This is a genomic window from Shewanella livingstonensis, assembly GCF_003855395.1.
Taxonomy (GTDB): Bacteria; Pseudomonadota; Gammaproteobacteria; order Enterobacterales; family Shewanellaceae; genus Shewanella; species Shewanella livingstonensis.
Genome location: NZ_CP034015.1, coordinates 1,652,931 through 1,678,542, shown reverse-complemented (window position 1 = coordinate 1,678,542; position 25,612 = coordinate 1,652,931). Strand labels below are relative to the sequence as shown.

At 39.2% G+C, this 25,612-nt stretch carries 22 protein-coding genes, 1 other RNA gene and 2 pseudogenes; 13 read left to right on the top strand and 12 right to left on the bottom strand.

What is annotated here, in order from left to right:
• The first annotated feature begins 271 nt into the window (after positions 1 to 271).
• The 4 genes from EGC82_RS07285 (at position 272) to EGC82_RS07270 (ending at position 4,277) form a co-directional block, all read left to right on the top strand.
• On the top strand, positions 272 to 1,330 hold the full coding sequence (locus tag EGC82_RS07285) for a CNNM domain-containing protein (protein ID WP_124730173.1): 1,059 nt from the start codon (positions 272 to 274) through the stop codon (positions 1,328 to 1,330).
• Positions 1,331 to 1,529: 199 nt separating this feature from the next.
• Positions 1,530 to 3,266 carry a bifunctional metallophosphatase/5'-nucleotidase gene (locus EGC82_RS07280; protein ID WP_124730172.1) on the top strand — a complete coding sequence of 579 codons (1,737 nt, stop codon included), beginning with the start codon at positions 1,530 to 1,532 and terminating at the stop codon, positions 3,264 to 3,266.
• Between the two features lie 147 nt (positions 3,267 to 3,413).
• On the top strand, positions 3,414 to 3,716 hold the full coding sequence (locus EGC82_RS07275; RefSeq protein ID WP_124730171.1) for an NrfJ: 303 nt from the start codon (positions 3,414 to 3,416) through the stop codon (positions 3,714 to 3,716).
• A gap of 57 nt (positions 3,717 to 3,773) precedes the next feature.
• The gene (locus EGC82_RS07270) at positions 3,774 to 4,277 is read left to right on the top strand and encodes a GNAT family N-acetyltransferase (protein ID WP_124730170.1); all 504 of its coding nucleotides are present in this window, start codon (positions 3,774 to 3,776) and stop codon (positions 4,275 to 4,277) included.
• Positions 4,278 to 4,434: 157 nt separating this feature from the next.
• Here the strand turns inward: EGC82_RS07270 and EGC82_RS07265 are convergent, their stop codons facing one another.
• Positions 4,435 to 4,647: a DUF3820 family protein gene (locus EGC82_RS07265; RefSeq protein ID WP_124730169.1), complete on the bottom strand. Its 213-nt coding sequence runs from the start codon at positions 4,645 to 4,647 to the stop codon at positions 4,435 to 4,437.
• 430 nt (positions 4,648 to 5,077) lie between these two features.
• Here EGC82_RS07265 and EGC82_RS07260 point away from each other — a divergent pair, with 430 nt between their 5' ends.
• The 4 genes from EGC82_RS07260 (at position 5,078) to EGC82_RS07245 (ending at position 8,018) form a co-directional block, all read left to right on the top strand.
• Complete coding sequence (locus EGC82_RS07260) at positions 5,078 to 5,824, top strand: AAA family ATPase (RefSeq protein ID WP_124730168.1); 747 nt, start codon at positions 5,078 to 5,080, stop codon at positions 5,822 to 5,824.
• Entirely contained in the window at positions 5,784 to 6,203 is a 420-nt protein-coding gene (locus EGC82_RS07255) for a ribbon-helix-helix domain-containing protein (protein WP_124730167.1), read from the top strand. The genes EGC82_RS07260 and EGC82_RS07255 overlap by 41 nt, the downstream gene beginning before the upstream one ends.
• 328 nt (positions 6,204 to 6,531) lie before the next feature.
• A complete protein-coding gene (locus EGC82_RS07250) occupies positions 6,532 to 7,356 on the top strand; it encodes a M90 family metallopeptidase (protein WP_124730166.1) in 825 nt (274 codons plus the stop codon).
• A 56-nt stretch (positions 7,357 to 7,412) separates the two neighbouring features.
• Complete coding sequence (locus EGC82_RS07245) at positions 7,413 to 8,018, top strand: nuclear transport factor 2 family protein (protein WP_124730165.1); 606 nt, start codon at positions 7,413 to 7,415, stop codon at positions 8,016 to 8,018.
• 108 nt (positions 8,019 to 8,126) lie between these two features.
• Here EGC82_RS07245 and EGC82_RS07240 read toward each other — a convergent pair whose 3' ends face one another.
• The 7 genes and pseudogenes from EGC82_RS07240 to EGC82_RS07205 form a co-directional block, all read right to left on the bottom strand.
• On the bottom strand, positions 8,127 to 9,581 hold the full coding sequence (locus EGC82_RS07240; RefSeq protein WP_124732582.1) for an HDOD domain-containing protein: 1,455 nt from the start codon (positions 9,579 to 9,581) through the stop codon (positions 8,127 to 8,129).
• A gap of 542 nt (positions 9,582 to 10,123) precedes the next feature.
• Positions 10,124 to 11,440: pseudogene (aceA, locus tag EGC82_RS07235) on the bottom strand (isocitrate lyase).
• A 92-nt stretch (positions 11,441 to 11,532) separates the two neighbouring features.
• Positions 11,533 to 13,185 carry a malate synthase A gene (aceB, locus tag EGC82_RS07230; protein ID WP_124730164.1) on the bottom strand — a complete coding sequence of 551 codons (1,653 nt, stop codon included), beginning with the start codon at positions 13,183 to 13,185 and terminating at the stop codon, positions 11,533 to 11,535.
• A gap of 1,380 nt (positions 13,186 to 14,565) precedes the next feature.
• Positions 14,566 to 16,308: a tetratricopeptide repeat-containing diguanylate cyclase gene (locus EGC82_RS07225; protein WP_164839106.1), complete on the bottom strand. Its 1,743-nt coding sequence runs from the start codon at positions 16,306 to 16,308 to the stop codon at positions 14,566 to 14,568.
• 34 nt (positions 16,309 to 16,342) lie between these two features.
• A complete protein-coding gene (locus EGC82_RS07220; protein WP_124730162.1) occupies positions 16,343 to 16,555 on the bottom strand; it encodes a hypothetical protein in 213 nt (70 codons plus the stop codon).
• A gap of 303 nt (positions 16,556 to 16,858) precedes the next feature.
• Positions 16,859 to 17,386: pseudogene (locus EGC82_RS07215) on the bottom strand (SAM-dependent methyltransferase); the annotation flags it as partial.
• Positions 17,387 to 17,564: 178 nt separating this feature from the next.
• Positions 17,565 to 17,963 carry an SAM-dependent methyltransferase gene (locus EGC82_RS07205; RefSeq protein ID WP_415837553.1) on the bottom strand — a complete coding sequence of 133 codons (399 nt, stop codon included), beginning with the start codon at positions 17,961 to 17,963 and terminating at the stop codon, positions 17,565 to 17,567.
• 315 nt (positions 17,964 to 18,278) lie between these two features.
• On the opposite strand from EGC82_RS07205, the gene EGC82_RS07200 reads away from it, so the two are divergent.
• Positions 18,279 to 18,782, top strand: a complete 504-nt coding sequence (locus EGC82_RS07200) for an outer membrane protein assembly factor BamE (protein WP_124730161.1) — start codon at positions 18,279 to 18,281, stop codon at positions 18,780 to 18,782.
• A gap of 130 nt (positions 18,783 to 18,912) precedes the next feature.
• On the opposite strand, the gene EGC82_RS07195 is transcribed toward EGC82_RS07200, so the two are convergent.
• Positions 18,913 to 19,248, bottom strand: a complete 336-nt coding sequence (locus tag EGC82_RS07195) for an RnfH family protein (RefSeq protein ID WP_124730160.1) — start codon at positions 19,246 to 19,248, stop codon at positions 18,913 to 18,915.
• A complete protein-coding gene (locus EGC82_RS07190) occupies positions 19,241 to 19,675 on the bottom strand; it encodes an SRPBCC family protein (RefSeq protein WP_124730159.1) in 435 nt (144 codons plus the stop codon). Before EGC82_RS07190 ends, EGC82_RS07195 begins: the two co-directional genes overlap by 8 nt.
• 252 nt (positions 19,676 to 19,927) lie before the next feature.
• Between EGC82_RS07190 and smpB the strand changes: the two genes are divergently transcribed.
• The 4 genes from smpB to EGC82_RS07165 all read left to right on the top strand — a co-directional run bounded on the left by smpB (position 19,928) and on the right by EGC82_RS07165 (position 24,075).
• On the top strand, positions 19,928 to 20,416 hold the full coding sequence (smpB, locus tag EGC82_RS07185; RefSeq protein ID WP_124730158.1) for an SsrA-binding protein SmpB: 489 nt from the start codon (positions 19,928 to 19,930) through the stop codon (positions 20,414 to 20,416).
• A 146-nt stretch (positions 20,417 to 20,562) separates the two neighbouring features.
• Positions 20,563 to 20,918, top strand: a transfer-messenger RNA (tmRNA) gene (gene ssrA, locus EGC82_RS07180).
• A 1,445-nt stretch (positions 20,919 to 22,363) separates the two neighbouring features.
• A complete protein-coding gene (locus EGC82_RS07170; protein WP_164839105.1) occupies positions 22,364 to 22,933 on the top strand; it encodes a DUF4365 domain-containing protein in 570 nt (189 codons plus the stop codon).
• On the top strand, positions 22,930 to 24,075 hold the full coding sequence (locus EGC82_RS07165) for a hypothetical protein (protein WP_124730156.1): 1,146 nt from the start codon (positions 22,930 to 22,932) through the stop codon (positions 24,073 to 24,075). Before EGC82_RS07170 ends, EGC82_RS07165 begins: the two co-directional genes overlap by 4 nt.
• A 614-nt stretch (positions 24,076 to 24,689) precedes the next feature.
• On the opposite strand, the gene EGC82_RS07160 is transcribed toward EGC82_RS07165, so the two are convergent.
• Both EGC82_RS07160 and EGC82_RS07155 read right to left on the bottom strand, forming a co-directional pair.
• On the bottom strand, positions 24,690 to 25,034 hold the full coding sequence (locus EGC82_RS07160; protein ID WP_011636566.1) for a zinc ribbon domain-containing protein YjdM: 345 nt from the start codon (positions 25,032 to 25,034) through the stop codon (positions 24,690 to 24,692).
• Positions 25,035 to 25,284: 250 nt separating this feature from the next.
• Positions 25,285 to 25,476: a ribbon-helix-helix domain-containing protein gene (locus EGC82_RS07155; protein WP_011636565.1), complete on the bottom strand. Its 192-nt coding sequence runs from the start codon at positions 25,474 to 25,476 to the stop codon at positions 25,285 to 25,287.
• Between the last annotated feature and the right edge of the window lie 136 nt (positions 25,477 to 25,612).

The following is a 25,612-nucleotide window of genomic DNA, read 5'->3' as shown; positions in this document are numbered from 1 at the left end:
ACCAAAACCTTTAACACGGCGGCGAATTGTACAGGTAGCATAAGGTTTTAGCCAGTATATCTGCATTTAGCTTATAGTGGATTTTAGTCTTAACAACAAACTCACTTATTTACACAATATACAGTACCGTTTTGATAATTTTTGTACCTTTAATATACAAGGAAAGACTCATTATTCTACTTCTTAAAAATTCAGATTAGATTAACAATTATTATGATATTCTTTCACTGGGCTATGTGGCCTCTTATGAGTCAGTATTTACTTTTATCTTATGATAACCCTTCTGTTTATCGTTATTGCTGCTATTTCAATCTCGTTTTTATGTAGTGTATTTGAATCGGTATTGCTATCCGTTACTCCCAGTTATATCGCAAATCTTAAACAACACCATCCTCATGTTGCTGCTAGGCTTAATAAACAAAAGCAGAACATTGATTCTCCCTTGGTTTCTATTCTGACACTCAATACCATTTCGCACACCATGGGTGCATCTGTTGCTGGCGCACAAGCTGCAATAGTGTTTGGCAGTGAAATGCTCGGTGTATTTTCTGCGGTACTGACTTTTTTAATTCTATTCTTATCAGAAATCATTCCAAAAATATTGGGTGCAAACTATTGGCGTAAATTGGCACCCGCAGTATCGATATGTCTTTATTGGATGGAAAAAGCCACCTTGCCTTTAATTTGGTTATCAAGAAAAGTCACCAGCGTGTTTGGTAAGGGTGATACGAACCTTTATATTCGCCAAGAATTAAGCGCCATGAACCAAATGGGTAAAGACAGTGGCGAGCTTAGTGCGCAAGAGTCACAAATAATAACCCAAATGTTAGCCATGAAAGATATGTGTGTTACTGACATCATGACACCACGAACAGTAATTTTTAAATTACCGACCACCATGACAAATGAGCAATTTATAGAGCAACATTTAAGCAGCCCATTTACACGCTTTCCCGTTTATCTCGATGAACGAGACAACGTGGTGGGTTATGTAAATCGTAACGACATTATTCTTCAAGCTCGCCAGGCACCAAATACAGTCATTGGTGACTATTTGAAACCTTTGTTGGTTGTGCCCTCTTCTGTCAAGGTATTGCCTTTATTTCAAACTATCATCAAGCGTAATGGCAAAATGGCCCTGGTGGTTGATGAATATGGTTCAAGTGAAGGTATTGTCACTATTGAAGATATTATTGAAACATTAATAGGTTTAGAAATTGTCGACTCAAAAGATTTAGCACCAGACATGCAAGCTCTTGCGCGTAAGCTATGGCAACGACGAATAGAAAGTAAAGGTCTCGTCATTTACAACGAAACTGAAACAAACTAGTGTTGTTCATCCCCGCTAAATAACGTCTTTTTGGTATTAATTAATTCTGTTTGCAACGTTCATATTGAGCCTGCAAACAGACTGCTGACCTCGTAGCGTCATATCAAATCAATATAAGCAATCATCACTATTATCATTGTTGCTGGTGACATAATAACGGCAAATACGCTAAGATAGCGGCATTATATTGAGGAAACTAATGCTAAATTCTTATCGCTTATCCATAGCCCATATCAACGACACTCATTCTAATTTTGAACCTAGCCCAGTCCAGTTTAACTTAAGTGCTAACCAGCAACAGTTCACACTTGAAGCGCATTCAGGTGGCTATGCACGTTTAGGTTATCAAATAGAACAAGCCAGGCAACAAGCAGCAGCTAAGCAGTCACCTTTTATATTTTTACATGGCGGTGATAGTTTTCAAGGCACGTTGTATTTTAGAGAGTTTAAAGGTGCCGCTAACGCTCACCTGCTAAACTTGCTAAGGCCCGACGCTATGGTATTGGGCAATCACGAGGTCGATGCTGGTAACACCCCAGTACAAGCCTTTTTAAATCGTATCGATTTTCCGGTATTAGCCGGTAACATGGACTTAAGTCAAGAAGACCGCCACAAAACAGGTCGGCTTTATGGTCATCCCATGCTATACGATTTTGATGACTCAACAGAAACGGCCAAAGTGTTAATTAAACCGTTTCACGACACTAAGTTAGCGATAATTGGTATTACATTAGATCAAATGCGCTTAATTGCCCGCCCAGATCCAGATACCTATTTTGTTAATGCCATCGAAACCACCCGACGCACAATACAACGCTTACATCAACAAGGTATTCGCCACATAATCGTACTTAGCCATTTAGGCTTAGATCAAGATAGAGAACTAGCGGCAAAGGTTGACGGAATAAGCTTAATTGTAGGTGGACACTCACATACTCTTCAAGGTGAACTGAGTGATATTGGTTGGAGTGATATTCCTTATGCCGAGACGATAAATTCAACACCCATTTTACATGCAGGTAAATATGCAGAAACGATCGGCTTAGCAGAAATATGTTTTGACCAGCACGGTAAAATAGTGGAATTGATCGGCAATAACTATTTTATGGTTGATAAAAATATCACTGTAACCACCAAAGACGGAAGTAGTGCCGACAGTAATACTGCAGCAATGTTAGTCGAACAACTTTTTGCTCACCCCTGCGTAAGAGGTGCACAACATGATGAAGAGATCCACGCTGTTATCCATACTCAATATAGACCCTCATTAGATGCGATAGAAAATCAAATCCTTGGCCATATTCCGCGCGACTTTGTCCATACACGCCTACCCAGTAAGCACTTACCTCATGGAAGTGAAATAGCCCCTTGGGTCAGTCGTAGTATGTATAAGGCGGCTAAAAATATTGAACCGACGATAGATTTTGCATTACATAATGCCGGAGGTGTTAGGCAGTCGTTAAACAAAGGTCAATTGTCATTAGCCGATGTTGTTGGGCGTATTTTACCATTTGAGCTGCCGCTTACCTTATATAGAATTCAGGGTAAATTTATTATTGAAGCACTAGAGTCCGCCATCAATTCCGCCACAAACAATGGCATTATGGGCACAGGGGCTGGCAGTTTCCCCTATCCTTATGGTTTGCGTTACTTCTATGATGGTAAGCAAGCAAAAGGCTTACGGATAACTCAAATTGATATCTACAAACACGATCATTGGCAAACACTAGAACCTAATAAGTCATATCTCGGTGTATCAAGCTCTTACACTGCTTCAGGTAAAGAAGGGTATGAAGCCTTATTACATGCTCTTTGGCAGCACCCCATTAATAACCAAACGCTACCAGAAGCCTTTATCGACTTTGTTAGCCAACATGGTCATCTTATCACTGGACAACTGTTTGCCAATGTCCACTATATTAGCCACCGCGATTAAACGATGGTTTCATAATACCTAACAGCTGATAGACAACAATAATTCGCGGTAGATCACAGACCACAATCAGCAGAGATGGTTAAATAGCATAAAGTTGAGCCAATCTCGTTATCCACTATCATCTGTAGATAAAATAGGAATACATACATGAAAGCTAAATTAATCGCATTTGCTGCCGCAGCCACTTTGGCTTTAGGCGTTTCTTCTGTGTGGGCACAAGGTGCTTTGCATCAAGCTGAAGTACTCGATACCATGAACGGCGGCGGTTATACCTATGTTCAATTAAAAGAAGCAGATAAAACTTACTGGGCCGCGGGTCCGCAAACTGAAGTGGCTAAAGGCGACAAGGTTGAAGTGTCTGAGCAAATGTGGATGAATGACTTTAAAAGTTCAAGCCTAAACAGAACATTTGATAAAATCATGTTTGTTGGCGATATTAGTAAAAAGTAGTACGTTTTATCGCAAAAACCTTACATAATTGACCAATCTTATCGATTGGTCTTTTTTATGAAAAACTCAATAAATCAACCTTATCAAATCGTTGATTTCTCTTCGCGATACGCAACTCAAATAAGCCAGTTATACCATACTGCTGTGCAAGGTATTACTCACCCAAGATACCCACAACAAAAACTCAATGCATGGTCATCAGCGCCGCGCTCTGCAAAATTCTGGCAACTACAATACAAACGAAATAAGGCATGGCTCGCGCTTGATAACCATCAGGTTATCGGTTTTATTAGTTTAGAAACCCATTTTAAGCACCAAGGTTATATTGATTGCTTATACGTGCATCCCGACTACCAAAAACAAGGCATTGCCAGCGCGCTGTTTCAACACCTTCAACATTGGGCACTGCAGCAACAATATCCATTTATCAGCGTCGATGCATCGTACTTATCTAAGCCGTTATTTGAAAAAAAAGGCTTTACCTTGCAGCAAACAAGCTACCAACAAAAATGTGGTCAAACGTTTACCGGCTTTTACATGAAAAAATGGTTAATAGACTAGATACTAGGGCGGACTTCGTCCTGTGAGAACGCTATAAAAGCGATAACGAGCGTTAAAAGCCTAGATGCTAGGACGATAACGATTGAACGTTTTGACCGCTTTATTTAGACGCAGTCCGCTCTAGGCTATTACGTTCGTTATCGCTTGCTACCTAGCTTCACCTCTTTAATAGCGGTTGCAACATTTCTTCCAATCCATTGAGTTTCACTTCATACATTAATGCGAGCTGTTCACCTAGCTTGCCTTCGGGAAAGCCTTTTGAATGAAACCACACTAAGTATGGCTCTGGTAACTGTAATAATTTACGTCCCGCATATTTACCAAATGGCATGGTTTGATTAATCGCGTCTAATAATTGTTGCTCATTCATTCTGCAAATCCCACTACCTTATTTTCTAAGTAAGAGTGTATCACGCTGTCACCAGCAAACATGCGCCCTTTAAATAGCCACTCCACTTATATCAATTTAAAATATCCAGCCTAAAAATAGAACATTAAATGCATATAGAGTTAGCGCATGAATACAATTTGTCATTTAAGCGTATCTGGAATAAGGCATATTCTTATAATAAATATACCTTAAGTGGTTATAAGGTTTAACTTTTTAATAACATTGACGTACCTAATATCGAGTTGTCAATTTTTTGCCATAAGAGCCATTTTAGTCAATTAAATATCTAGGTGACATTTATAAAAAACTGCCAATAATCAGCTAATTGACCAAACCTAAATGATTACTTACAGTGAGGTTAAGGATTATATTTTGTTGACCAAGTAGCCTGATCTGGAGGGCGGTATAGATGATCATATTAGTGGGTGGTGAAAAAGGGGGAAGCGGCAAAAGCTGTCTTGCGCAAAATATTGCAGTATTCCTGACCCAAGAGGTCGATGCTAGTGTGATTATGGTCGATTGCGATCCGCAAAGAACAACATCAGACTGGATCCAAGCCCGTAACAACAACCCCAAATTATCTGCCATTAGCTGTGTGCAACTTTATGGTAAAATTCGTAATGACTTACTCAGCCTAGAGCAGCATTACGATTACGTTATTGTCGATTGTGGTGGCCAGGACAATCTTGCCTTGCGAGCATCGATGTCTGTTGCATCGCACGTATTAATGCCGTTAAGACCTAAACGTCGTGACTTAAAAACCGTCAGCCACATGGACGATATCGTTTCTACTTGTTTAATGATCAACCCAAAAATGAAAGCGTCATTTGTGATAACGCAATGTCCAAGTCTGCCTAACCAGGCAAGCAGAATAACCGAAGCAAAAGATGTCTGTCGTACCTATGACATTAACGTATTAGACGCCGTTAATTACAGCCGCAATATTTATGATGACAGTGAAGAATCAGGTTTATCTGTATTTGAATTAGAACCCAAGGGAAAAGCAGCAGAAGAGATGCGCAGTATTGCCTGCGAATTACTCGAGATTACCGATGCAAAGCAACTTATTGAACAGCGTAATACTGCATCGAATGTAACTACATTGAGAGGAAATTATGGGACTAGCCGATCTCAAGAAAAACGCTTCGTTATGTAATAACACCAATAACATTGCGGTATCGATTGATGACTTTATTGCTGCTGCGGATCTGTATGCCACTGGCCAAGATCGTCCTCGACAAGTATCAACACCATTGCTGAGTGCAACTGATACTGATATCCAGACAAATATAATCGACTTTTTACAGCATAAATATCCACAGCATATAGAGCCAGTAACGTTAGCCAGCAAGGGGGAGAAGCAACCTTATAAACGTTGTACTTATACCTTAAATGAAACGGCAATGAGTCAGCTAGCATTACTAAGCCAGCAAGGGGGTATCGCAAAATCAAAACTCATTAGGCAGTTGATTTCACAATATTTCAGTTTAACGCCACAGCAGCAAAAAATATTAGGCACTAACTTTACAGATTAATAGTTCGTTTATTTTTGATTTGAATAGTCAATATATACCTCTTTATCCCCGCCCTTTCACTGGCAGCCAATATGATATTAATATTGGCTAGCCAGTGCTTTTAGTTACCCTAAAGTTTAACCAACAATATAAACAGGCTAAAATAACACTTGCCGCTGCTATTTAGTTTTCACCAAAGCTTGAATTTGTTTACAAACTACCCCATTAATCTCTTATGTAATGAAAACAGCTATCGAAAAAATGACTGATTCATGCTCAAACTTATAAACTTATACATAAGGTTGGGATTGCAATCTTATCGCCCTCTTTGAACTATCAGGACACATCTATGATTGCGATTATAATATTGCTCATTATATCTATGACCGCTGTGGGATGGATTACTAGTAGCCAATGGCGTCTCAACCGACAACGCAACATAGTCAGCCGTCAGCCATTCCCGACACTGTGGCGTAACATATTAAAAAAGCGATTTCCTTATTTTAAAGCCATGCCGACTGACTTGCAGCTTCAACTCAAAAAACATATTCAAATATTTATTGATGAAAAACAGTTTGTCGGTTGTGACGGATTCGAGATTAATGACGAAGTGAAGGTCACCATCGCAGCCCAAGCTTGCTTATTACTACTCAACCGCAAAACCAACTATTATCCCAAGTTAACACAAATATTAGTCTACCCGAGCGCGTTTATTGTTAAGCAAAACAGAACAGATATCGCTGGTGTACAATCGTCCCAACGTAATGTATTACTGGGGGAATCTTGGGAATATGGTAAAGTTGTTTTATCATGGAATAGTACAGTAGAAGGCGCAGCCGACCCGTTTGATGGCAGTAATGTGGTCATCCATGAATTTGCTCACCAGCTTGATCAAGAAGATGGTAGTGCTAATGGAGCACCGCCGCTGCGTGATATCACTTCATATCGTTCATGGTCTGACATATTGGGACAAGAATTTAAGCAACTTCAGCATTGCGCTCAACATCATATCCCGTCATTATTCAACTATTACGGCGCAACGAATCCAGCAGAGTTTTTTGCGGTGATAAGTGAAACGTTTTTTGAACGCCCAACGGAGTTTTACCAACAGCATCAACAATTGTATAAAGAATTAAGCCAGTTTTATCAGCTAGACCCCATAAATTGGCATTAGTGACATAATCAACACCAAAAATCATAATAATAATTCACCATATAAAAAGGGATACTATGCAATCAATTATTCACCGACTCGGATTTATTGCCGTGTTAATGACCACCGTGGCAGCGTTTGACTTACACGCCACAGAAGCCGATGAGACAACTCTTGGTCAAAGCCAAACTGAACCAAAGAGCAAGCAGGTAAGCCAACAAATAAGCTCAGAAAGCGAAGCTGTCATTAAAGATATTAGCCAGTCACATGAAATAATTGATAGCCAAGGTTTATCAGAAAAAGACAGCCAAACCGTAAGTTCCCTTTTAAATCAATTACATGAAAGCGCAGCGGCTGCTGATTGGGCGACTTATTTTAGCCTTTATCACCCACAAGCAGTGTTTATCGGTACCGATCAGTCAGAGCGTTGGAATATGGTTGAATTTGAGGGTTATGCCAAACCGACTCAAGGGTGGCGCTACGATGTGAAATCTCGTCACTTGTTACAAATTGACGATACCATTGTATTTGACGAGCTACTTTATAGTCCAGAATACGGCATCAGTCGGGGTACTGGTGCACTAGTGCAAACTGCGGAAGGTTGGAAAATAGCGCAATACCATTTGAGCTTCCCCATTCCAAACGATAAAGCCAAACGAATTACCAGCTTAATAATGCAATAGCAGTTAACTGATAGGTGGCCATTGTCGAGTACGATGACCACCCTATGAGCCAAATCTACTTTTAATTTTAAGAGCTGGTCCATAATTATTCGATATTTAATAATCGTTCTATGTCATTGATACCTTAAAACATACATTGGCTAGTTCACTAAAGTGAGTAAAACTGTCAAAGTCTTGTTGCTCAAAATGACGTCCAGACCCTTGCCTATCTGCATAAAACAACCCTAATACTTTATGGCCTATACACAGCGGTGCTAATAGAAAACCATTTTGAGAAAAGCGTTCAACTAGCTCATCATCTATTTGCACTTTGCATTCATTACTGGTTGGGGCATTCACCCAAAGGCTCTTTTTTTGTCCTATACACTGAGTGAAGACCGATTGAGGATCATCAAGCTCAATCACAAAAGCTTGTTTTAATAACTCAGCACCATCTCCCATCATCACTCTTGGTTGTAATAATTTACGGCTCGGTGATAGTAACAACACACCACAACGGTCTAAGCCAACTCCCGTTAACATCCCCTCTAATGTTGTGTGCATGATGTGATTAAAATCAGTTTTAACCACCGCATAATGAGTTAATTGTCTCAGTTTACTCAGCTGATAACCTTGGTTAGTTTGCCGTATTTCGGTAGGCTCAATCGGCGAATCAATATGTTCTAATACATCTGCTGTATGAGGCAAATAAGTCACGATCGCTTTGGCACCATACTCAATGGCCAACTTATGAGTAATTTCGCTGCAACCAATAAATTTTTCAGTAAACTCATCGACACTGATGTCTAACATCTCTGCTGCTTGGGATAAGCGCTTATGTAACTCTTCGGCATTAACTTTGGGTTGTGAAATAATCTCTGACAACTTGTCGGCTAAAAAAATACAACGGATCTCAGGCATGCGCTCATCAGGTTGCGCTAAAGACTTAAGCAATACTTCACCTAAACCCCAACTCCTAGCAATACTCTGGGTGAGTTGAACAAAGGAGGTGCCAAGTTCAGCACGGATCAATGAGTTTTGTGTGATTTTATCCTCTATTTTGAGTAATTTTTTATCCAGTTGTTCGGTCAACTCACCACCCATACTCCAAAATGCACTTTCACCGATGCGGTACAGTAATGAGGCAATAAAGACTTCTTCACGCAATGATTCCCCCTTGTCGCTCATCATCATTCGAGCCAACATAGCCGCTTGAAATGACTGTGCCATCAGCTTTAATAAACGCTGGTAAACCCCCTCTGAAAGATGCTTATTTTCTAGCAAGCTGGTAAGTAATTTAGCGGTAAGGCAAATATTGCGGATAGTATCAAAACCAAGTACCACAGCAGCACGGCTAACGGTTGATACTTGATTAATGCCTTTATTATAAATAGCACTGTTGGCGACGCGTAAAATACGCGAAGTTAATGCGTTATCGTGCATCACACTACGCCCGAGTAAAGCTAACGAAGAGACATCATCTTTTGCCAGCTGCTCTAAATCTCGTACAGTTGAACATAATGCAGGCATTTCTTGATCACTGATACGCTTGGTCCAGTAATCTGCTCCCTTTTGCTGAGTCATCGTCTTCAAGATTAACCTAAGTGTAACAAATGTTGTTTTTAGTATACTCAGTTTCATCACAGTGTCTTGCAGATATTGTCTTTAGCCCAAGCTAGCTCACGTATCAACATATAATAACAACACTCTCTACCTTGCGCCGATATAGGCTATATGAATTAACCATATTGATGTTAGTAAGTGTCACAAATGACATTTTACATTCCTAACGGCATCACGTTTATTTAGAGATTACGAATGTTTTTATTAATAGTAATGGGAGGCGGATCCACATCATGCGTGGCGCCTGAGAGGGGAAAAGGTCATGTTATAAAAAGGACATAAAAAATAAATAAAAAAAACGGCTCACAAGGAGCCGCAATCACAAATAATGTGGTTGGAAAAGCTTACGGGTAGGAAGCACCCAAACAATCAGGATCAACTACTAAGCATTTGCTTATAATCCAACATACTTGGATAAAAATCCCGTGCTGCCTGTAGGTGAGCTGCACGGGGTTACAACAGTCACAAAGTGACTAAACATGTAAAACGGTTGAGACTAACGATTAAAACTGTTCTTCTTCAGTAGAACCCGTTAGCGCTGTTACTGACGATTTTACGCCTTGAATACACGTTGTTACTTGGTCAAAGTAACCTGTACCCACTTCTTGCTGATGCGATACGAAAGTATAACCTTTCTTAGCCGCAGCAAATTCAAGTTCTTGTACTTTTTCAACATAGTGCTTCATGCCTTCGCCACGTGCATAGTCATAAGCTAAATCGAACATGTTGTACCACATGTTATGAATGCCTGCTAACGTGATGAACTGGTACTTGTAGCCCATGTTTGACAACTCTTGCTGGAACTTAGCAATCGTAACGTCATCCAAGTTCTTCTTCCAGTTGAACGAAGGTGAACAGTTATAAGCAAGAAGTTGATCTGGCTACTGTGCATGAATGGCATCAGCAAATTTCTTCGCTTCTTCAAGACAAGGTTTAGCGGTTTCACACCAAATTAAATCAGCATAAGGAGCGTAAGCAAGACCACGAGAAATAGCTTGGTCTAAACCAGCTCTAACACGGTAGAAACCTTCGTTAGTACGTTCACCAGTAACAAACTCACGGTCATATTCATCACAATCTGAAGTTATTAAATCAGCAGCATTAGCATCTGTACGGGCAATAACCAAGGTATCCACACCACTAACATCTGCCGCTAAACGTGCAGCAACTAACTTTTGTACTGCTTCTTGGGTTGGAACTAAAACTTTATCGCCCATGTGGCCACACTTTTTAACAGACGCTAATGGGTCTTCAAAGTGAACGCCTGCAGCGCCGGCATCAATCATTGACTTCATTAGTTAAAATGCATTCAGTACGCCACCAAAACCGGCTTCTGCATCGGCAACGATAGGTAGAAAATAGTCAGTGTAATTGTCATCACCAGGATTTACTTCTTTGCTCCATTGAATCTGGTCTGCACGACGGAATGAATTATTAATACGGCTAACGATTGCTGGCACTGAGTTGGCTGGGTAAAGTGATTGATCTGGATACATAGTACCCGCTAAGTTAGCGTCAGCTGCTACCTGCCTGCCTGATAAGTAAATAGCTTCAATCCCCGCTTTTACTTGTTGTACTGCTTGACCACCTGTTAACGCACCTAAAGAGTTCACATAGCCTTTTTTAGCGCCGCCGTTAACCAGTTCCCACAATCTTGCAGCACCCAGTTTAGCTATAGTGTTTTCTGGTACAACAGAACCGCGTAATGCAACAACTTCTTCAGCTGTAAAAGGACGCTTAACCGCTTTCCAACGTGGATTTTCAGCCCAATCTTTCTTAATGACATCAACCTGTTGCTGACGAGTTAGCTGTGTAGTCATTGTGTCGCGCCTTCAGATATTAGGGTGGAAAAGTGAATCGTTCAACTTTGCCTAATTCAGTAGTGTTGTCATTAATACTCTGTTATTAGACATTAAGCCGTTAACAGTTCATATCCGGGTAATGTTAAGAAATCGACTAACTCATCTGAGGTAGTAATTTGCTCAAATAACGCAGATGCCTTGGCGAACTGGCCTGCATTAAAACGTTCAGCACCAAGTTCCTTTTTCACATTGGCCATTTCTTCTTTCAACATGTCTGTAAATAATGCTTTAGTGACAAGCTTGCCATTGGATAGGCTTTTACCATGTTGGATCCATTGCCAAATAGAAGTACGCGATATTTCTGCTGTGGCAGCATCTTCCATCAAACCGTAAATCGGTACGCAACCATTGCCCTGAATCCATGCTTCGATATATTGCAAAGCAATTCGAATATTCAACCGCATGCCCGCTTCAGTTCGCTCGCCTTCACAAGGTTCAAGTAACTCACTTGCTAAAATAGGTGCATCTACATCGCGGGTAATATGCAATTGGTTGGTTCTATCACCACCAATGTAATCATTAAAAATTTTCATCGCTGTGTTGGCTAAACCCGGATGAGCTACCCAAGTACCATCATGGCCATTACGAGCTTCTAACTCTTTATCGCCACGAACCTTTTGTAGTACCAGTTCGTTAGTCGCTTCATCTTTGGCTGGAATGAATGCAGCCATTCCACCCATCGCTAATGCACCACGTTTATGACAGGTTTTAATCAATAAGCGTGAATAGGCACTTAAAAACTTAGTGTCCATCGTTACCGCTTGACGGTCGGGTAGCACACGATCGGGGTAATTCTTTAAGGTCTTTATATAGCTAAAAATATAATCCCAACGGCCACAATTAAGCGCTACTATGTTTGATCGAAGTTCATAAAGGATCTCTTCCATTTCAAACACCGCAGGTAATGTCTCAATTAAACAAGTACATTTAATTGTGCCTGGCTGTAAGCAAAAACGTTCTTCGACAAAGGCAAACACTTTTGCCCACCAACGCGCTTCAATATGGCTTTCTAACTTAGGAAGATAAAAGTAAGGTCCAGAGCCTTTAGCTAGCAGCTGGCGATAGTTATGATAAAAGTACAATGCAAAATCAACTAACCCACCAGGGATAGGTTTACCTTTGTATTCAATATGTTTTTCAATAAGGTGCAAACCACGTACACGTGCAATTAACACTGCAGGATCCGGATTTAACGAATAATGCTTGCCCGTTTCCGGAGCAGTAAAATCAATATCACCACGCACGGCATCACGAAGATTAATTTGACCCTCGACAATTTTTTGCCAGCTCGGAGCTAAAGAGTCCTCAAAGTCGGCCATAAACACTTTTACATTGGCATTTAAGGCATTAATAATCATCTTACGGTCAACCGGACCGGTAATCTCAACACGCCTGTCGGTTAAGTCTTCAGGCATACCACGAATAGTCCAATTACCTTCGCGTATTGCACGAGTTTCAGGTAAAAAACCGGGTAACTCACCGCTATCAATTCGAGCCTGTTTTTGTTTGCGCTTAATAAGCAACTCTGGCACTTCATCAACAAACTTGGCACATAACGAATTAAGGAAAGCCACGGCGCCAGAATTAAACACTTCTTCTTGACCGCTAACGACTGGACCAACAAAGGTGAGATCGGTCTTAAGCGAATCATCAGCATTTGCTGTGGACTTACAGTGCTGAGCGACTAATTGTTCTGCCGTCATAATAATGGCTCCCTAAATGCTGTCTATATTGATATTGGTTGTCGTGCTTCACTGGGTATAACGTTAACTACCGCTCATTCATATGCATCACATTGTGGTGCAAACTGAATCGCAACACTTAATTAACGACTCATGTTTTTTACCGCATTAACTCAATTGACTTAACTAAAACTCGAGTGACTTAATTAAATAGCTTACTCAGGACATTGACGATGAAGCTGACTGTTGCACCAAAAACTTTCAAATGTCTGTTTCGCACTAAAAACTAACCAAAAACGTTTGTAATTGCAACCGTTATCACTTTACCAAAATGACTTTAAAAATACGCAACAAGAACACGAAAATTAGTATTGCCACAGGCAACAACCAACCATAAGTACATGTTTAAAAAGAATATAATAAAACAGAGTATATGCTTTAAAATTGACACCGTAAATTCATCTTACCAATTGACCAGCAAACCAAAATGGTAAAAAAGGTTGTAACTAAAAAACATAGTGTAAACAATTCCTTACCAACCTTTGGTTTATATTATTGAATTAAACAATTTAGTAACGTTTTTAGCTTACCTATACGTAATTATATTTTATTATTTATAAACATATAGTTAGACAGTAATTCCTTGCTCATTAGTTTAAACAACCGTTTTAAGCTAACGTTTACGTAAACGTTATGAAAATAGCCTATATAAGCGCTTTAAATGTGAGTTACGTCACCCGATCAACAAGCTCAAGTAGCTTGGTTTATTTTAAATAAATTTGAAAAAACTTATAAATGAAACAATAAAAAACCAAAATGGTGCAGTTAAGCGTCACAAAAACTTAATAGCAGAACACAGCTCACAGGATGTAGGTAGTAGGTGAAGCATCACTTGTGCGATTGTAGAGCGCCAAAAATCATACTGAAACGCAAACTGTAAATAATAGAGCAAGGGGTAACTACTGTAATGCGTGGGATGGCTAGACGTTAACGTTCACAATGTAAAAGTTATAGGATTTTGTTTGACACGGATTTGGTGCAGAGGCTCTGTTACAAGGTCATAGGGTAATAGGTTCCCTTAACTGCAACTTGAGATACCAGATAAAATACATAAACAAAAATGACAAGACTTCACCTATTTCATCTCTAGCTTACTATTTTCCTCTAGCTAATATGGCGTATACAAACATATAAGAGGCTATGGCAGTGTATAGAGAATGTACTGCTGGTTTGTAAGTATAGATGTAATGGGTGCGTATCAACCAGAACAACGCAGGATAACGGCCTAAGAACGATTAATGAAGTATACCGAGTAAAGTGGCTTATGGCACAACCGAAGTGTCAGTTTTTCGTGCAATTAGCGGCAATGGCATAAGTCGCCATCACTAGACTGATTATTCACTATTGTCCGGTAAGCGCTGATAACGGCTTCATAGTATCGTTATAACATTTTACGCAATTTCGACCATTATGCTTGGCTTTATACAGGGCTAAATCCGCACGATGAATTAATGGATCAAGGCTCAAATCATCTTTACCCACACTACTCACACCACAACTCACCGTCACAGTAAAATCGTGGCCAGAGAAACGAGTGTTAATATTAGCGATTTCATTGCGGATCCGTTCTGCAAAATCTGCGGCGATCTCTTCTGTCTGCTTTGGCATAAAAATAGCAAATTCCTCCCCACCCATTCGGGTAAAGATATCAGTAGGTTTCAGCATACCGTCAATCACATGGGTGACCTTTTTTAATACCCAGTCACCGGTAGCATGACCATATTGGTCATTAATGTTTTTAAATAAATCCAAATCCATCAACACTACTGAGAAAGATTCGCCAAGCGTCTGTGCTTGAATAAATTCATTTTCAGCCATCTCTTGGCCTGTACGCCGGTTAAAAATACCCGTTAATCCATCTCGCTGCGCTTGTTTCATAAATTGATTACGTTGCATCCAAGCTGATATCAATAACAATAATAAACCAACAGAAAGCCCGACTAATAATGTTGAAAACATGATGGATGAACTTTTTTCTTTCATGAACAAATCTTTTTGTTTCATCAATAGTTCATGGTCTTGGATCAAACTGGTATTCTCACGATTTTTTTCAACGCTATCAAAACGAGCCATTTGATAAGCATTTTCTTTTACTTTCTGTTCATCCAGTAATTGCTGACCAAGTGCAGAGGCAACAACTTGATATTGATATGCTTTATCAAACTGACCACGTTTACCCGCAATTAAAGACAGTATTTCACTAACACGTTTTTTTACCTGCATGTTACTAGGCTTATTAGGTAAAGCATTAATTAGCTGTGCAAACATATCTGCTTGTTGATAATCACCCAGATGGAAATATATCGAACTCAAATAAGACTGTATTTCATTGATCTCAACAGCAAATTTAAACTTTTGATAGCGCTCTAACGCTACAAGATAAAATGGCTCAGCTTCTGCATACAACCCTTTATCAAACAACACATTACCTTGTCCCTTAATAGACATAATCTCAATTAATGGAAAATCATGGTTTTTACAATAAAGTTGAGTGTCTTTAAATAACGTCTCTGCTTGATCAAAGTGTGCTAGCTTTAAATGAGCAACTGAATGGTACAACATCGAAAAACATTCACTTTTTGGGTCTTCACCTTGATTTAGACTCAGTGCTAATTGTGCTATGCGTAGCATTTCCTCATAAGCATCAAGCTGTAAATACACATTCATCAGGCGGATATATGACATTATTTTTATACTTTGATCTTGATAACTGTCTATACGAGAAAGGTTATTCTCTAACAGAGTAAAAGCTTTTTGATAATTTTTTAATCCAATATTTGCAGTGATTTTCAGTAAATAAATGTTTGTGAGTTCTTCACCAACCGGACCATATTTCAGTGCTTCATCGAAAGCTTTATCAGCTTCGACAAAGTGGCCTAAATAAAGATCTTTTGAACCTACCAATCTATACAGGCGACTATGTTGTGATATGGAAAGTAACGATTCTGAGGATAATACGATATTCGTTTTTTCAATGACATAACCAATATCCGTCTTTAAAGATTGTTCGATAATGTCGAGTTCTTTATCATAATCGACGATGTCAGCTATCGCCGCGCGGCTAAAAAGCAGCACGATGATCATAAAAAAATACATCACTATTTTAGGCAAAAAGTAATTACTCTGTCGGATTGCTTATAATCATATACATGGCCATTTCTTTATCACCAGATAATTGGCTCACTCGTGCTTTATCACCTGACATAACAGCTTCAATCTCTTCTTGTGTTAATCCATTCGATTTCATTACAGCGCGAGGATCAAGCTTATATGCTTCCAATAAAGCGGCGTCAGTTCCAAGCTGAGTAAAAAATGTATTCATGTCAGACATATCGTAACCTTATATTCTAGATTATATTTGTAATTAACGGCTCAAATTTACATCAATATGATCATCTTTTTTAACAACGTTAACTTTACTGGGTCTGTTCGTCGACAAAAATGTTATAACCATTTTTTTATCGCAAATCTCTACACAAAATTGCCTATTAAAATGTTCTTATCAAAAAAACAGTATTAATGTCGATAAGTATTGAACAATTTACTCCCTATAATACTCATCCGTTACTGATTGATAATAATTACAGTCATTTTGAACACACTATTTCTTGATTAACACATTCATGCAAAATACTTAGCCAAAATCTGATTCAGCGATGCCTAATTTGGCTAACACCTCATGGTTAAGCGTCATTGGACGTGCTGGAGGAATTAACAACGTGCTAATCATTGTTAGCTTAGCCTCCGGCAATAAAGATAACGGCATGCGCTCTATCACTGGTGATTGAAATGGCAAATTTGCTGCTTCATATATAATCACTTCATGATTCAGCGGATACCATTGATTTAAGTGTTCAACCAAAATCTGTAATTTATCTCTAGTACTACTAAATTGAGTTAAGGTATGTTCACCAGCTAGCGCAATCTGCCAGAGTAAAAGATGCGAGGTAGGATCCGGCAGATGGTGATAAAGCATGAACTGCGTTGCTTCAAAACTTTGATGGCCACTATTACCAGGATCAATACCTAAATCAGCCCACAAACAAGATTCAGCAGAAATTCCAGGTAACATATTAGCGTCAAACCCCTCTGTTCGAGCTTGTTTAATCGATAAGTGTCCTACACATGCAAATACCCCAGGATGGCCATACAAAGCGCATACGACTAGGGCCTGTTGATCTTTGCTGGTTGAATTTTGTTCGAGTTAAAAACGTTTTAATCGAGGCGAATGGATTGATGCCTAGTCATCTAAGCAAAATGCATTCAACAAAGAGTAAAACGTTTTTAGCCGAACCCTTCGGGCAGCGTTTGTTGGCCATTTTTACTGTGTTATCGACTTTTTATGTAGAATAACTACACCTCAAAGTCTCTGCCTTGTACAAATGGCCAACAATTCGCTGCAAAAATAACCTTGAAAGATCAACAGGCCCTAATTTACCTAGGCGAACTTCATCTAAAATAGCATCAACCATTTCGGCATAAGTATCACGACGATTTTTTACCTCATCGTGTTGAGCATAATAAGGCTGAAGTGAGCGAACATCAGTATTAAGCGACATTAACCAACGTTCTGAAAAACCATCGGGCACTAACGAAAAAACCACATCAGCATGCTCTATATAACTCAAACTTAATGCGCCTATTTGCCCTGCTAGTTGTAATCCCGTTCCAACACAAACAAGGTTGCCTTTTTTTGCTCTAGTTAATGTTGCTATTGGTGATTGTTGTCTCGTCATCATGGTTTCTTATTTTGAAATAATTATAATGCAAAATAAAAGCATAAAATAAAATTATCAGTGACTTATATATTATTAGCGATTGACATTACTAAATGTTATCTAGGGCCTCTAAATCATAAGTTGAGCAACATTCTATCAACATTTTTGGCTCAACGTTAAATGTAAATTAAAATTTACTCTACATTTATTTATCGGAGAAAATGGAACTTCAACCGCTAAATTGACTCAAAACCACAACATCTTCTAATAGACCCTTGTCAGCATAGGGACTGCTTGGGTATGATGACCGACAGAATTTAGGAAGTAGCGCAGACAATGATAAACAAAAAACAAAGTCTTACCCTTGTAAGCGCAGTAGCGCTTTCATTATCTCTTAGCGGATGCAGTGTGTTTGATTGGTTGATTTATAAGCCAGACGTGCCACAAGGCAACTACATGGAAACACAGCAAGTCGAAAAGCTTCGTGTCGACATGACTAAAGAGCAAGCAGAATATATTTTAGGTCGCCCAGTATTGCGTGACAGCTTCTCCGATGACACTTGGTATTATGTGTATCATTTCAAAAGTGGTCGAGATGCCAGCATTACCCATAAAGAGTTAATCATTCACTTTACTGGTGATAAAATTTCCAGTGTTGATGGGGATTATGACTTAAGCACAGAATTTGAAACTCCGCTTGATCAAAGCTCGTTGCCATCGATTAATGACCCTGATCTTAAGCCTTTATTACCAGAAGCTCGCCCTGATGCGAAACCTTTGGTTGAAGAGCAACGCCCAGCGTTAAAGAATCAAGCTGAAAATGATAACGAAGCACCATAAATTACCTATTACATGTGATTTATGCCAATAAAAAAGCAGGACCTTAATAAAGGCCCTGCTTTTTTATTATATCGCCACATGTGGGTATTGGCTTATTAATCCAAGTTGGATGAATTACCCAAGGTTGATACTAATTAACTTTGGCACCAGTAATTTTATTAATCCGGCCTTCATCTTTGGCTTTTTCAGCGCGCTTACGGCGTACATCTTTAGGATCTGCAATTAACGGGCGATAAATTTCAACACGCTGACCAACAACAAGCACTTCATCATGCTTAGCCTGGCGGCTAAACACCCCAAGTTTAACCTCTTCAAGGTTAATCTCAGGGAAAAACTTAATAATGTCACTTTGCTTAACCGCTTCAATAAATGTGGTTCCAGGCGACACCATCACTGAAATAATCTTCTGTTGTTTTGGTAATGCATAAATGACATCTACCGGAAATTTTTCTGTTTCATTAATCACGATAAATCACCTTTGCCCTTTCGGTAAATGCCATCACCATCGACGACATTAAATCTTTAAATACCTTACCAAACGCCATATCAACTAGTAGGTTTGAAAATTCAAAATCCAAATCAAACTCAACTTTACAAGCTTCTTCGGTCAGCTCAGTAAATTTCCACAAGCCATGCATATATTTAAAAGGGCCATTTTCCAATTCAAGTGAAATCGATTTGCCTTGGACAACTTGATTACGCGTGGTAAACGTTTTACTGATCCCAGCTTTACTAACATCAACCGATGCCACCATGGTTGTACCATCAAATTCAAGCACTTTTCCGCCGACACATCCGGGGAGAAAAGCATGATATGACTCAACATCATTGACTAAATCATACATCTGTAAGGCACTAAATCTAACCAGCATACTTTTGGAAATCTTGGGCATCTGACGTCACTATCCTTAATACAATAGCGAGATTTTATCACGTTAAACAAAAAAGGCATCTTAGAGAGTGTTAAATCTCGTTGGAAATAACACAATCACCAAGAAACTGGGTATAATCGTTGTAATATCATAAATCTCCCCCATATCTATTAGAGAATAGTATTAGCATAATAGAGTTTATCAAATGGGCTCACTGCGGGTTGTCCAGCACCATCCTTCAGGTCAATAACGGCAATCAGAACGGTAATAATCATGGTAAAAAAGAAATCAGCAAACACCTCAGCGAGCATCGCACGCAATAAACGCGCGACCTTTGAATACCGCATCGAAGACAAAATCGAAGCGGGATTACAACTTATGGGCTGGGAAGTTAAATCTATCCGTATGGGTAAAGTCAATTTATCTGATTGTTATGTCTATATTAAAGAGGGTGAAGCCTTTATGCATGGTTGTACTATTCAACCACTGAATACCGCTTCTACCCATGTAATATGCGATCCAATTAGAACTAAAAAGCTGCTATTAAAGCGCAGTGAAATTGACAAACTATCTGGCTTAATCGAACGCCAAGGCTATACGTTAATTCCTTTATCAATGTACTGGCGCAAAGGCGCCTGGGTAAAAGTCGAAATTGGCTTAGGTAAAGGTAAGAAAGATCACGACAAACGTGAAGATACCAAAGAACGCGAGTGGAAAATTGAAAAAGCCCGTGTAATGAAAAAAGACAAAGAAAGTGCTTAATAGCGTTAATAGGCCGCAGAAACCAATTAGAACTGATAAGTTGTTATTGAACATAGGCCTATAACGAACAGATAGTGAACAAACGATTATATTTTGTTAATCGATACTAGGTATTCATCTAACAAAGCGTTATAGTTAACTCAATTGGGGGCGATTCTGGATTCGACAGGATTCACGAAACCCAAGGAGCATGTCGAGGGGCGGTTGGCCTCGTAAAAAGCCGCACCGTTATAGTTGCAAACGACTCTAACTACTCTCTAGCAGCTTAGGCTAGCTAGCCATCACCCACACGTTTCGCACGTGGACAGTGGATCATGATGGTCATATTACAGTGTGCTAGCGAGGGAACTCCGTCCGGGGGTGAACCGCGAAACAGTACCGGACTCACCAAGTAGCATCCTGTCTTTCGGAGACTGCTTGGTTAAATAAAAGAGAGACTAAACATGTAGCGCCGAGGATGTAGGCTTTCTGGACGCGGGTTCAAGTCCCGCCGCCTCCACCAATTACCGAAAGGGCTTAGCAGCAATGCTAAGCCCTTTTTCTTTGCCTAATGGCGACAAAGTGGCGACAGCCATAAAATGTTCAAACTTCGTTTGAAATAGGATCGCAAGGTTCCACCCTGCACAGGCCGAGAGGGGATCAACAGCAATCCCCTCTTGGATCACCCCTGCCGTTCCGGCAACATTTTCGCTTTTTAACCAAACAACAGCAGCGAAAAAATTACGACGGAAAATTATCGAGCTTTTGAACTCGTTTGTAGCCAGCCTCGGCCTTATTCGAAAATGCTAACGCTTCAGATGGGGCGTCCCTTCCCCTCCAAAGCTAGCTGGCCGTCCATGGCCAGCTCACGTCATTTTCTTCAACGGCCTCAAGTTAAGAGTTGAATCAACCAATTACAAGCAAAGCATGAAACTCGTTTTTGCCCCAAAACTTGTTACTATTTAATGATTAAGCTGTCCATTGCCAAGTAATCTCCAGTGTATTCAGCGTGTGCTATTTCATTATTACCATCTAGATGTATTCATTCGCTACTAAAAACAGCAAAACTACGTTACTAAAACTGTACTCTCAGAAACATACTTAAATGAGCTCGCTGGGTGTATAGAAATAAATCAAACAACACGTTGAGTAAAACTAAAGTCGCAATGTTGATTTATTTTTGATGTTTTATCGCTTTACATTAAAGAAATAGGGGATGTAGTATGGTATTAATCAATAAATTAGACAGTCGATTTTATCGGGTGAGCCATTAAATAAACTATCAGGTGAATCGGATGTTTGAAAAAAAAAGTAGTCGTGCAAAGCTATTAAGGTGGTTAAAGTCTGCTTCGAGTGTAAACTTGCTGTCTATAAGCCTGAGTAATAGTATCTCCTTTGTTGTTACGAATGTTTCCTCACCTAGTTTTGTTGTGAAATCAATGGAGAAAAGAATCATTTCCTAAAGGGCAGTACGTAGTTGAATATAAATATTCTGAATCAAATGATGAACAAGAGAATGTTCCATATACTAAAACTATATTGACAATAGTATACGATGCTAAGTTAACTTCGGGTGACAAGATTTTAAATTTAAGCTCATTGCTCCCTAAAATTAGTGATAATGAATATATCGTGACTAGTACTACTGATACGGGCGCATATGAACTGGTTTCAGTCTTTATTAAACAACCAGAAAATCCCTTCGAGTTGGAAGAATTGCGAGAAACTCTAAATAAATATGCATCCTTTGTATCGATTGAGGATGGTTCAGGTTTAATCACGGAGCTGAATTCTTTTATCAATGGTAAACAGTTCACTTAACGAGTCGTTAAAAACGACCATAACAGTTGCTGTTTGCCCTTTCTTAGCGATTTCTAGCCAACAAATTTTGTCTCTTCATAATGAGGAGATATGTACCTAAGTAAAGTTAAATGCCGGACGCTCCAAAAAATGGATTTGAGACTAATAATGGAAAATGAATCATCAACTGGATTTGAACAAAATTTGACTATACTTCCATCTAATTACGGTTTACATATCACTGATGCCCAAGAGCGTTTTAGTTCTGCTTACGTAAAATTAATGTGTGCAGCGGCAAAAATTAATTACAGTGAGTCAAAGACGGATAATGAAAGCATCGATATAGAGCTCATTGGTAAAGGTTTCCAAGGTAGATGGAAAAAACCAAGGATTTTGGCGCAGTTAAAATGTACTTCTAACTACAACTATATAGATATGAATAAGCAAGAACTTAGCTTTCCATTGCCTATTAAAAACTATAACGATTTAAGGGGGATAGAAGATCTACCAAAGATCTTAATTGTTGTTTTTTGCCCTGAAGACAATAATGAATGGGTTCAGTATTCGGCACTTCAATCTAACATTAGGTTTTCCGGATATTGGGTAAGTCTCGAAAAAGCACCCGAAATGAGCAACAAGACGAGCGTAACTGTTAAAATTCCTTTTTCTCAAGCTTTTAACAATCTCACGCTGATTGAATTAATGAAACAACACAGTGCGAGAGGATTAATGATATGAGTATGCAACTATCTTTAATCGATGTGACTAAATATCTTGCAGAAAACGGATGGTATAAAGCATCAGAACTTAGAGGAACATTTCAGATCTGGCATAGTCATAAGTTTCCAAACTCTGAAGTTACATTGCCACTGAATCAAGAGCATAAGCGCTATAGTTCTCTTCTACTAGATACCTTAGAGGAAGTGTCAGAATACTTAAAAGTGACCCACGATACTTTGGTGAAGCAAATATCTCCTTTAGACTATGATGCCATAATGGTTAGAGCAACTGCCGATGATGTTCAAAATGGCTCAATTCCATTTGAAGATGGCATGAATCTCCTGTCTTCGTCATATAAATTACTTAAATATTGTTCAATCAAAATTAAAAAATTCAAAGATAAGAATAAGCACTTAGGCAGTTATTACAGCCATATTTGTATGGGGCAAACACAAATAGGCAGTTATGTTGTTGCGATACATTCCCCCTTGTATCGCGTAAATACAGAAGAGTCTGAACTGTTTGATAGTAGTTCATCGTTGGGGCGTATGATCAACAAGTTGTTCTATACTAAGTTGGCGAAAGTATCTGCCATATTTGAACAAGAATATGAAATTGAACTAATTACTCAGAAGTTACTAGAGTTAGGTATAGACAAAAAAGATTGCGATGCACTTATAGAGATATTTGGTTTTAAATCTCATCGGGATATTGAAATTAAAGTTAATTGGTCGTCAAAGGAATTTATAGATGTCAAATATAAAGATCCTATTTCATTTTATTCTCGAAATGTCCAAAAGATCGTCGACTATCGAGAAGCATTGAAAGATAAAAAAACTGAAAAGAGTATACAACTTTCAGGAGAAATAGCTGATTTACATAGAAGTTACGATGATGACTTAGGTCGCGCAAAGCTGAGGACTAAGTATCATGATAGAGAAATTAGTGTCTCATTTACTGTAAGTGAAGAACTTTATCCAATAATCGCTAGCGCTCACGTTGATAAGAAGGTTATTACGTTAACTGGCGAGTTAGAAGTTGTTAAAGTGGACAATAGAGTGTCAGCAAATTTCAAATATCTTACGAAATGGAGTATTTTTGAAAACTTAGAAATGACTGGATCAGAGTTCGATCTCGAAATTACTAACAAGAAACTATGACCCTATAACTATGATTAAGCTTTAGCATTTGAGGCTGACATCATTTTTCTGATGATAAAAAACAACAGTTTAGTGTAACAATTAACTAATCCAATACTCGTACAACCCGCGTTTACAGGCGTCTTAGAATTAGGGGGAGGGTTCAAAACTTGTCCCTTAAGCTAATGTCTGTCCATAAATGAGATACCTCAGCTTGAAATGCCAAAATTCAACTCTGAACTTGAGGTCGTTGAAGAAAATGACGTGAGCTGGCCATGGACGGCCAGCTAGCTTTGGAGGGGAAGGGACGCCCCATCTGAAGCGTTAGCATTTTCGAATAAGGCCGAAGAACACTCAGACGAAGTTAAAAGCTCGATAATTTTCCGTCGCAATTTTTTCGCTGCCGTTGTTTGGTTAAAAAGCGAAAATGTTGCCGGAACGCTGAGGGTTTGCAAAGGGGTACAAGCGCTTTACCCCTTTGCTCTGGTGTGGGCGAAGCGCCACGACGTTAGTGGCGGCGGGACTTGAACCCTGGTCCATAAAAAATCCCCGTTGATATTGCTATCAGCGGGGATTTTTTATTAACCAGACTAAAGCTGATTAATGGTCACTTATAACAATTAGATTACTCGTTATTAGCTTTGTTTTTTAACAAATTTTGATTTCAGCATCATTTGGCCATTGCCATCAACTTTACAATCAATGTCGTGGTCGCCGTCGACAAAATGGTTGATCACTGCTTTAGTGCCGACTTTAAGCACGAGTGATGAACCTTTTACTTTAAGGTCTTTGATTAAGGTGACTTTGTCGCCTTCTGCTAATAAATTGCCGTTGGCATCTTTTAAAATGATGGCGTCTGGATCAACCACTTCTTCATTTGGGTTCCATTCATTGGCGCATTCTGGGCAAATTAACAATGTGCCGTCTGAATAAGCGTACGGAGACTCACATTTTGGGCATGGCGGGATTACATCACTCATATCTTTACTCTCTGTGTTCTTGGCAGTTGTCGAATAAGTTAATAGCGCTAATACGCAGTTCGACAGGCTTTATCGATTGGCGTGAGATAGAAAAACATCTACCCTGCCGAATATTGTAATGACATTATAATGCCATTATCACAAATTGACTACCCTAGGGTGATAAACCAACTGAGCCACTAGTCTGCTAATGTAACTACTGGAATGACCACTAGTGTCACCAATAGCCTAACAATAGGCGAATTGAAGCTTAGCTTTTTACCTGTGGATTAGGGCGACTTTGATTGTCACCAAAACTCACATCATGCTTTTCGAGGTATTCGCGAATAAGCTGACGGGTGACTTGTGATGGGGTGAGATCTTGCGCAGCACACAGTTGTTCAAATGCCTGCTTTTTTAGCGGGTCCATTAATACAGTAAAACGTGCAGTTTTATTTTCCACAGTGGGCTAGCCTTTCATTACGACATGATAATTTGATTATAATCCAGCGTGTGGATAAAGACCATATTCTGTATTTTTTATTCGTACAACAATTCACTTGAGCTGTTTATTAGAGCTATTAACTAAAACCATTTAC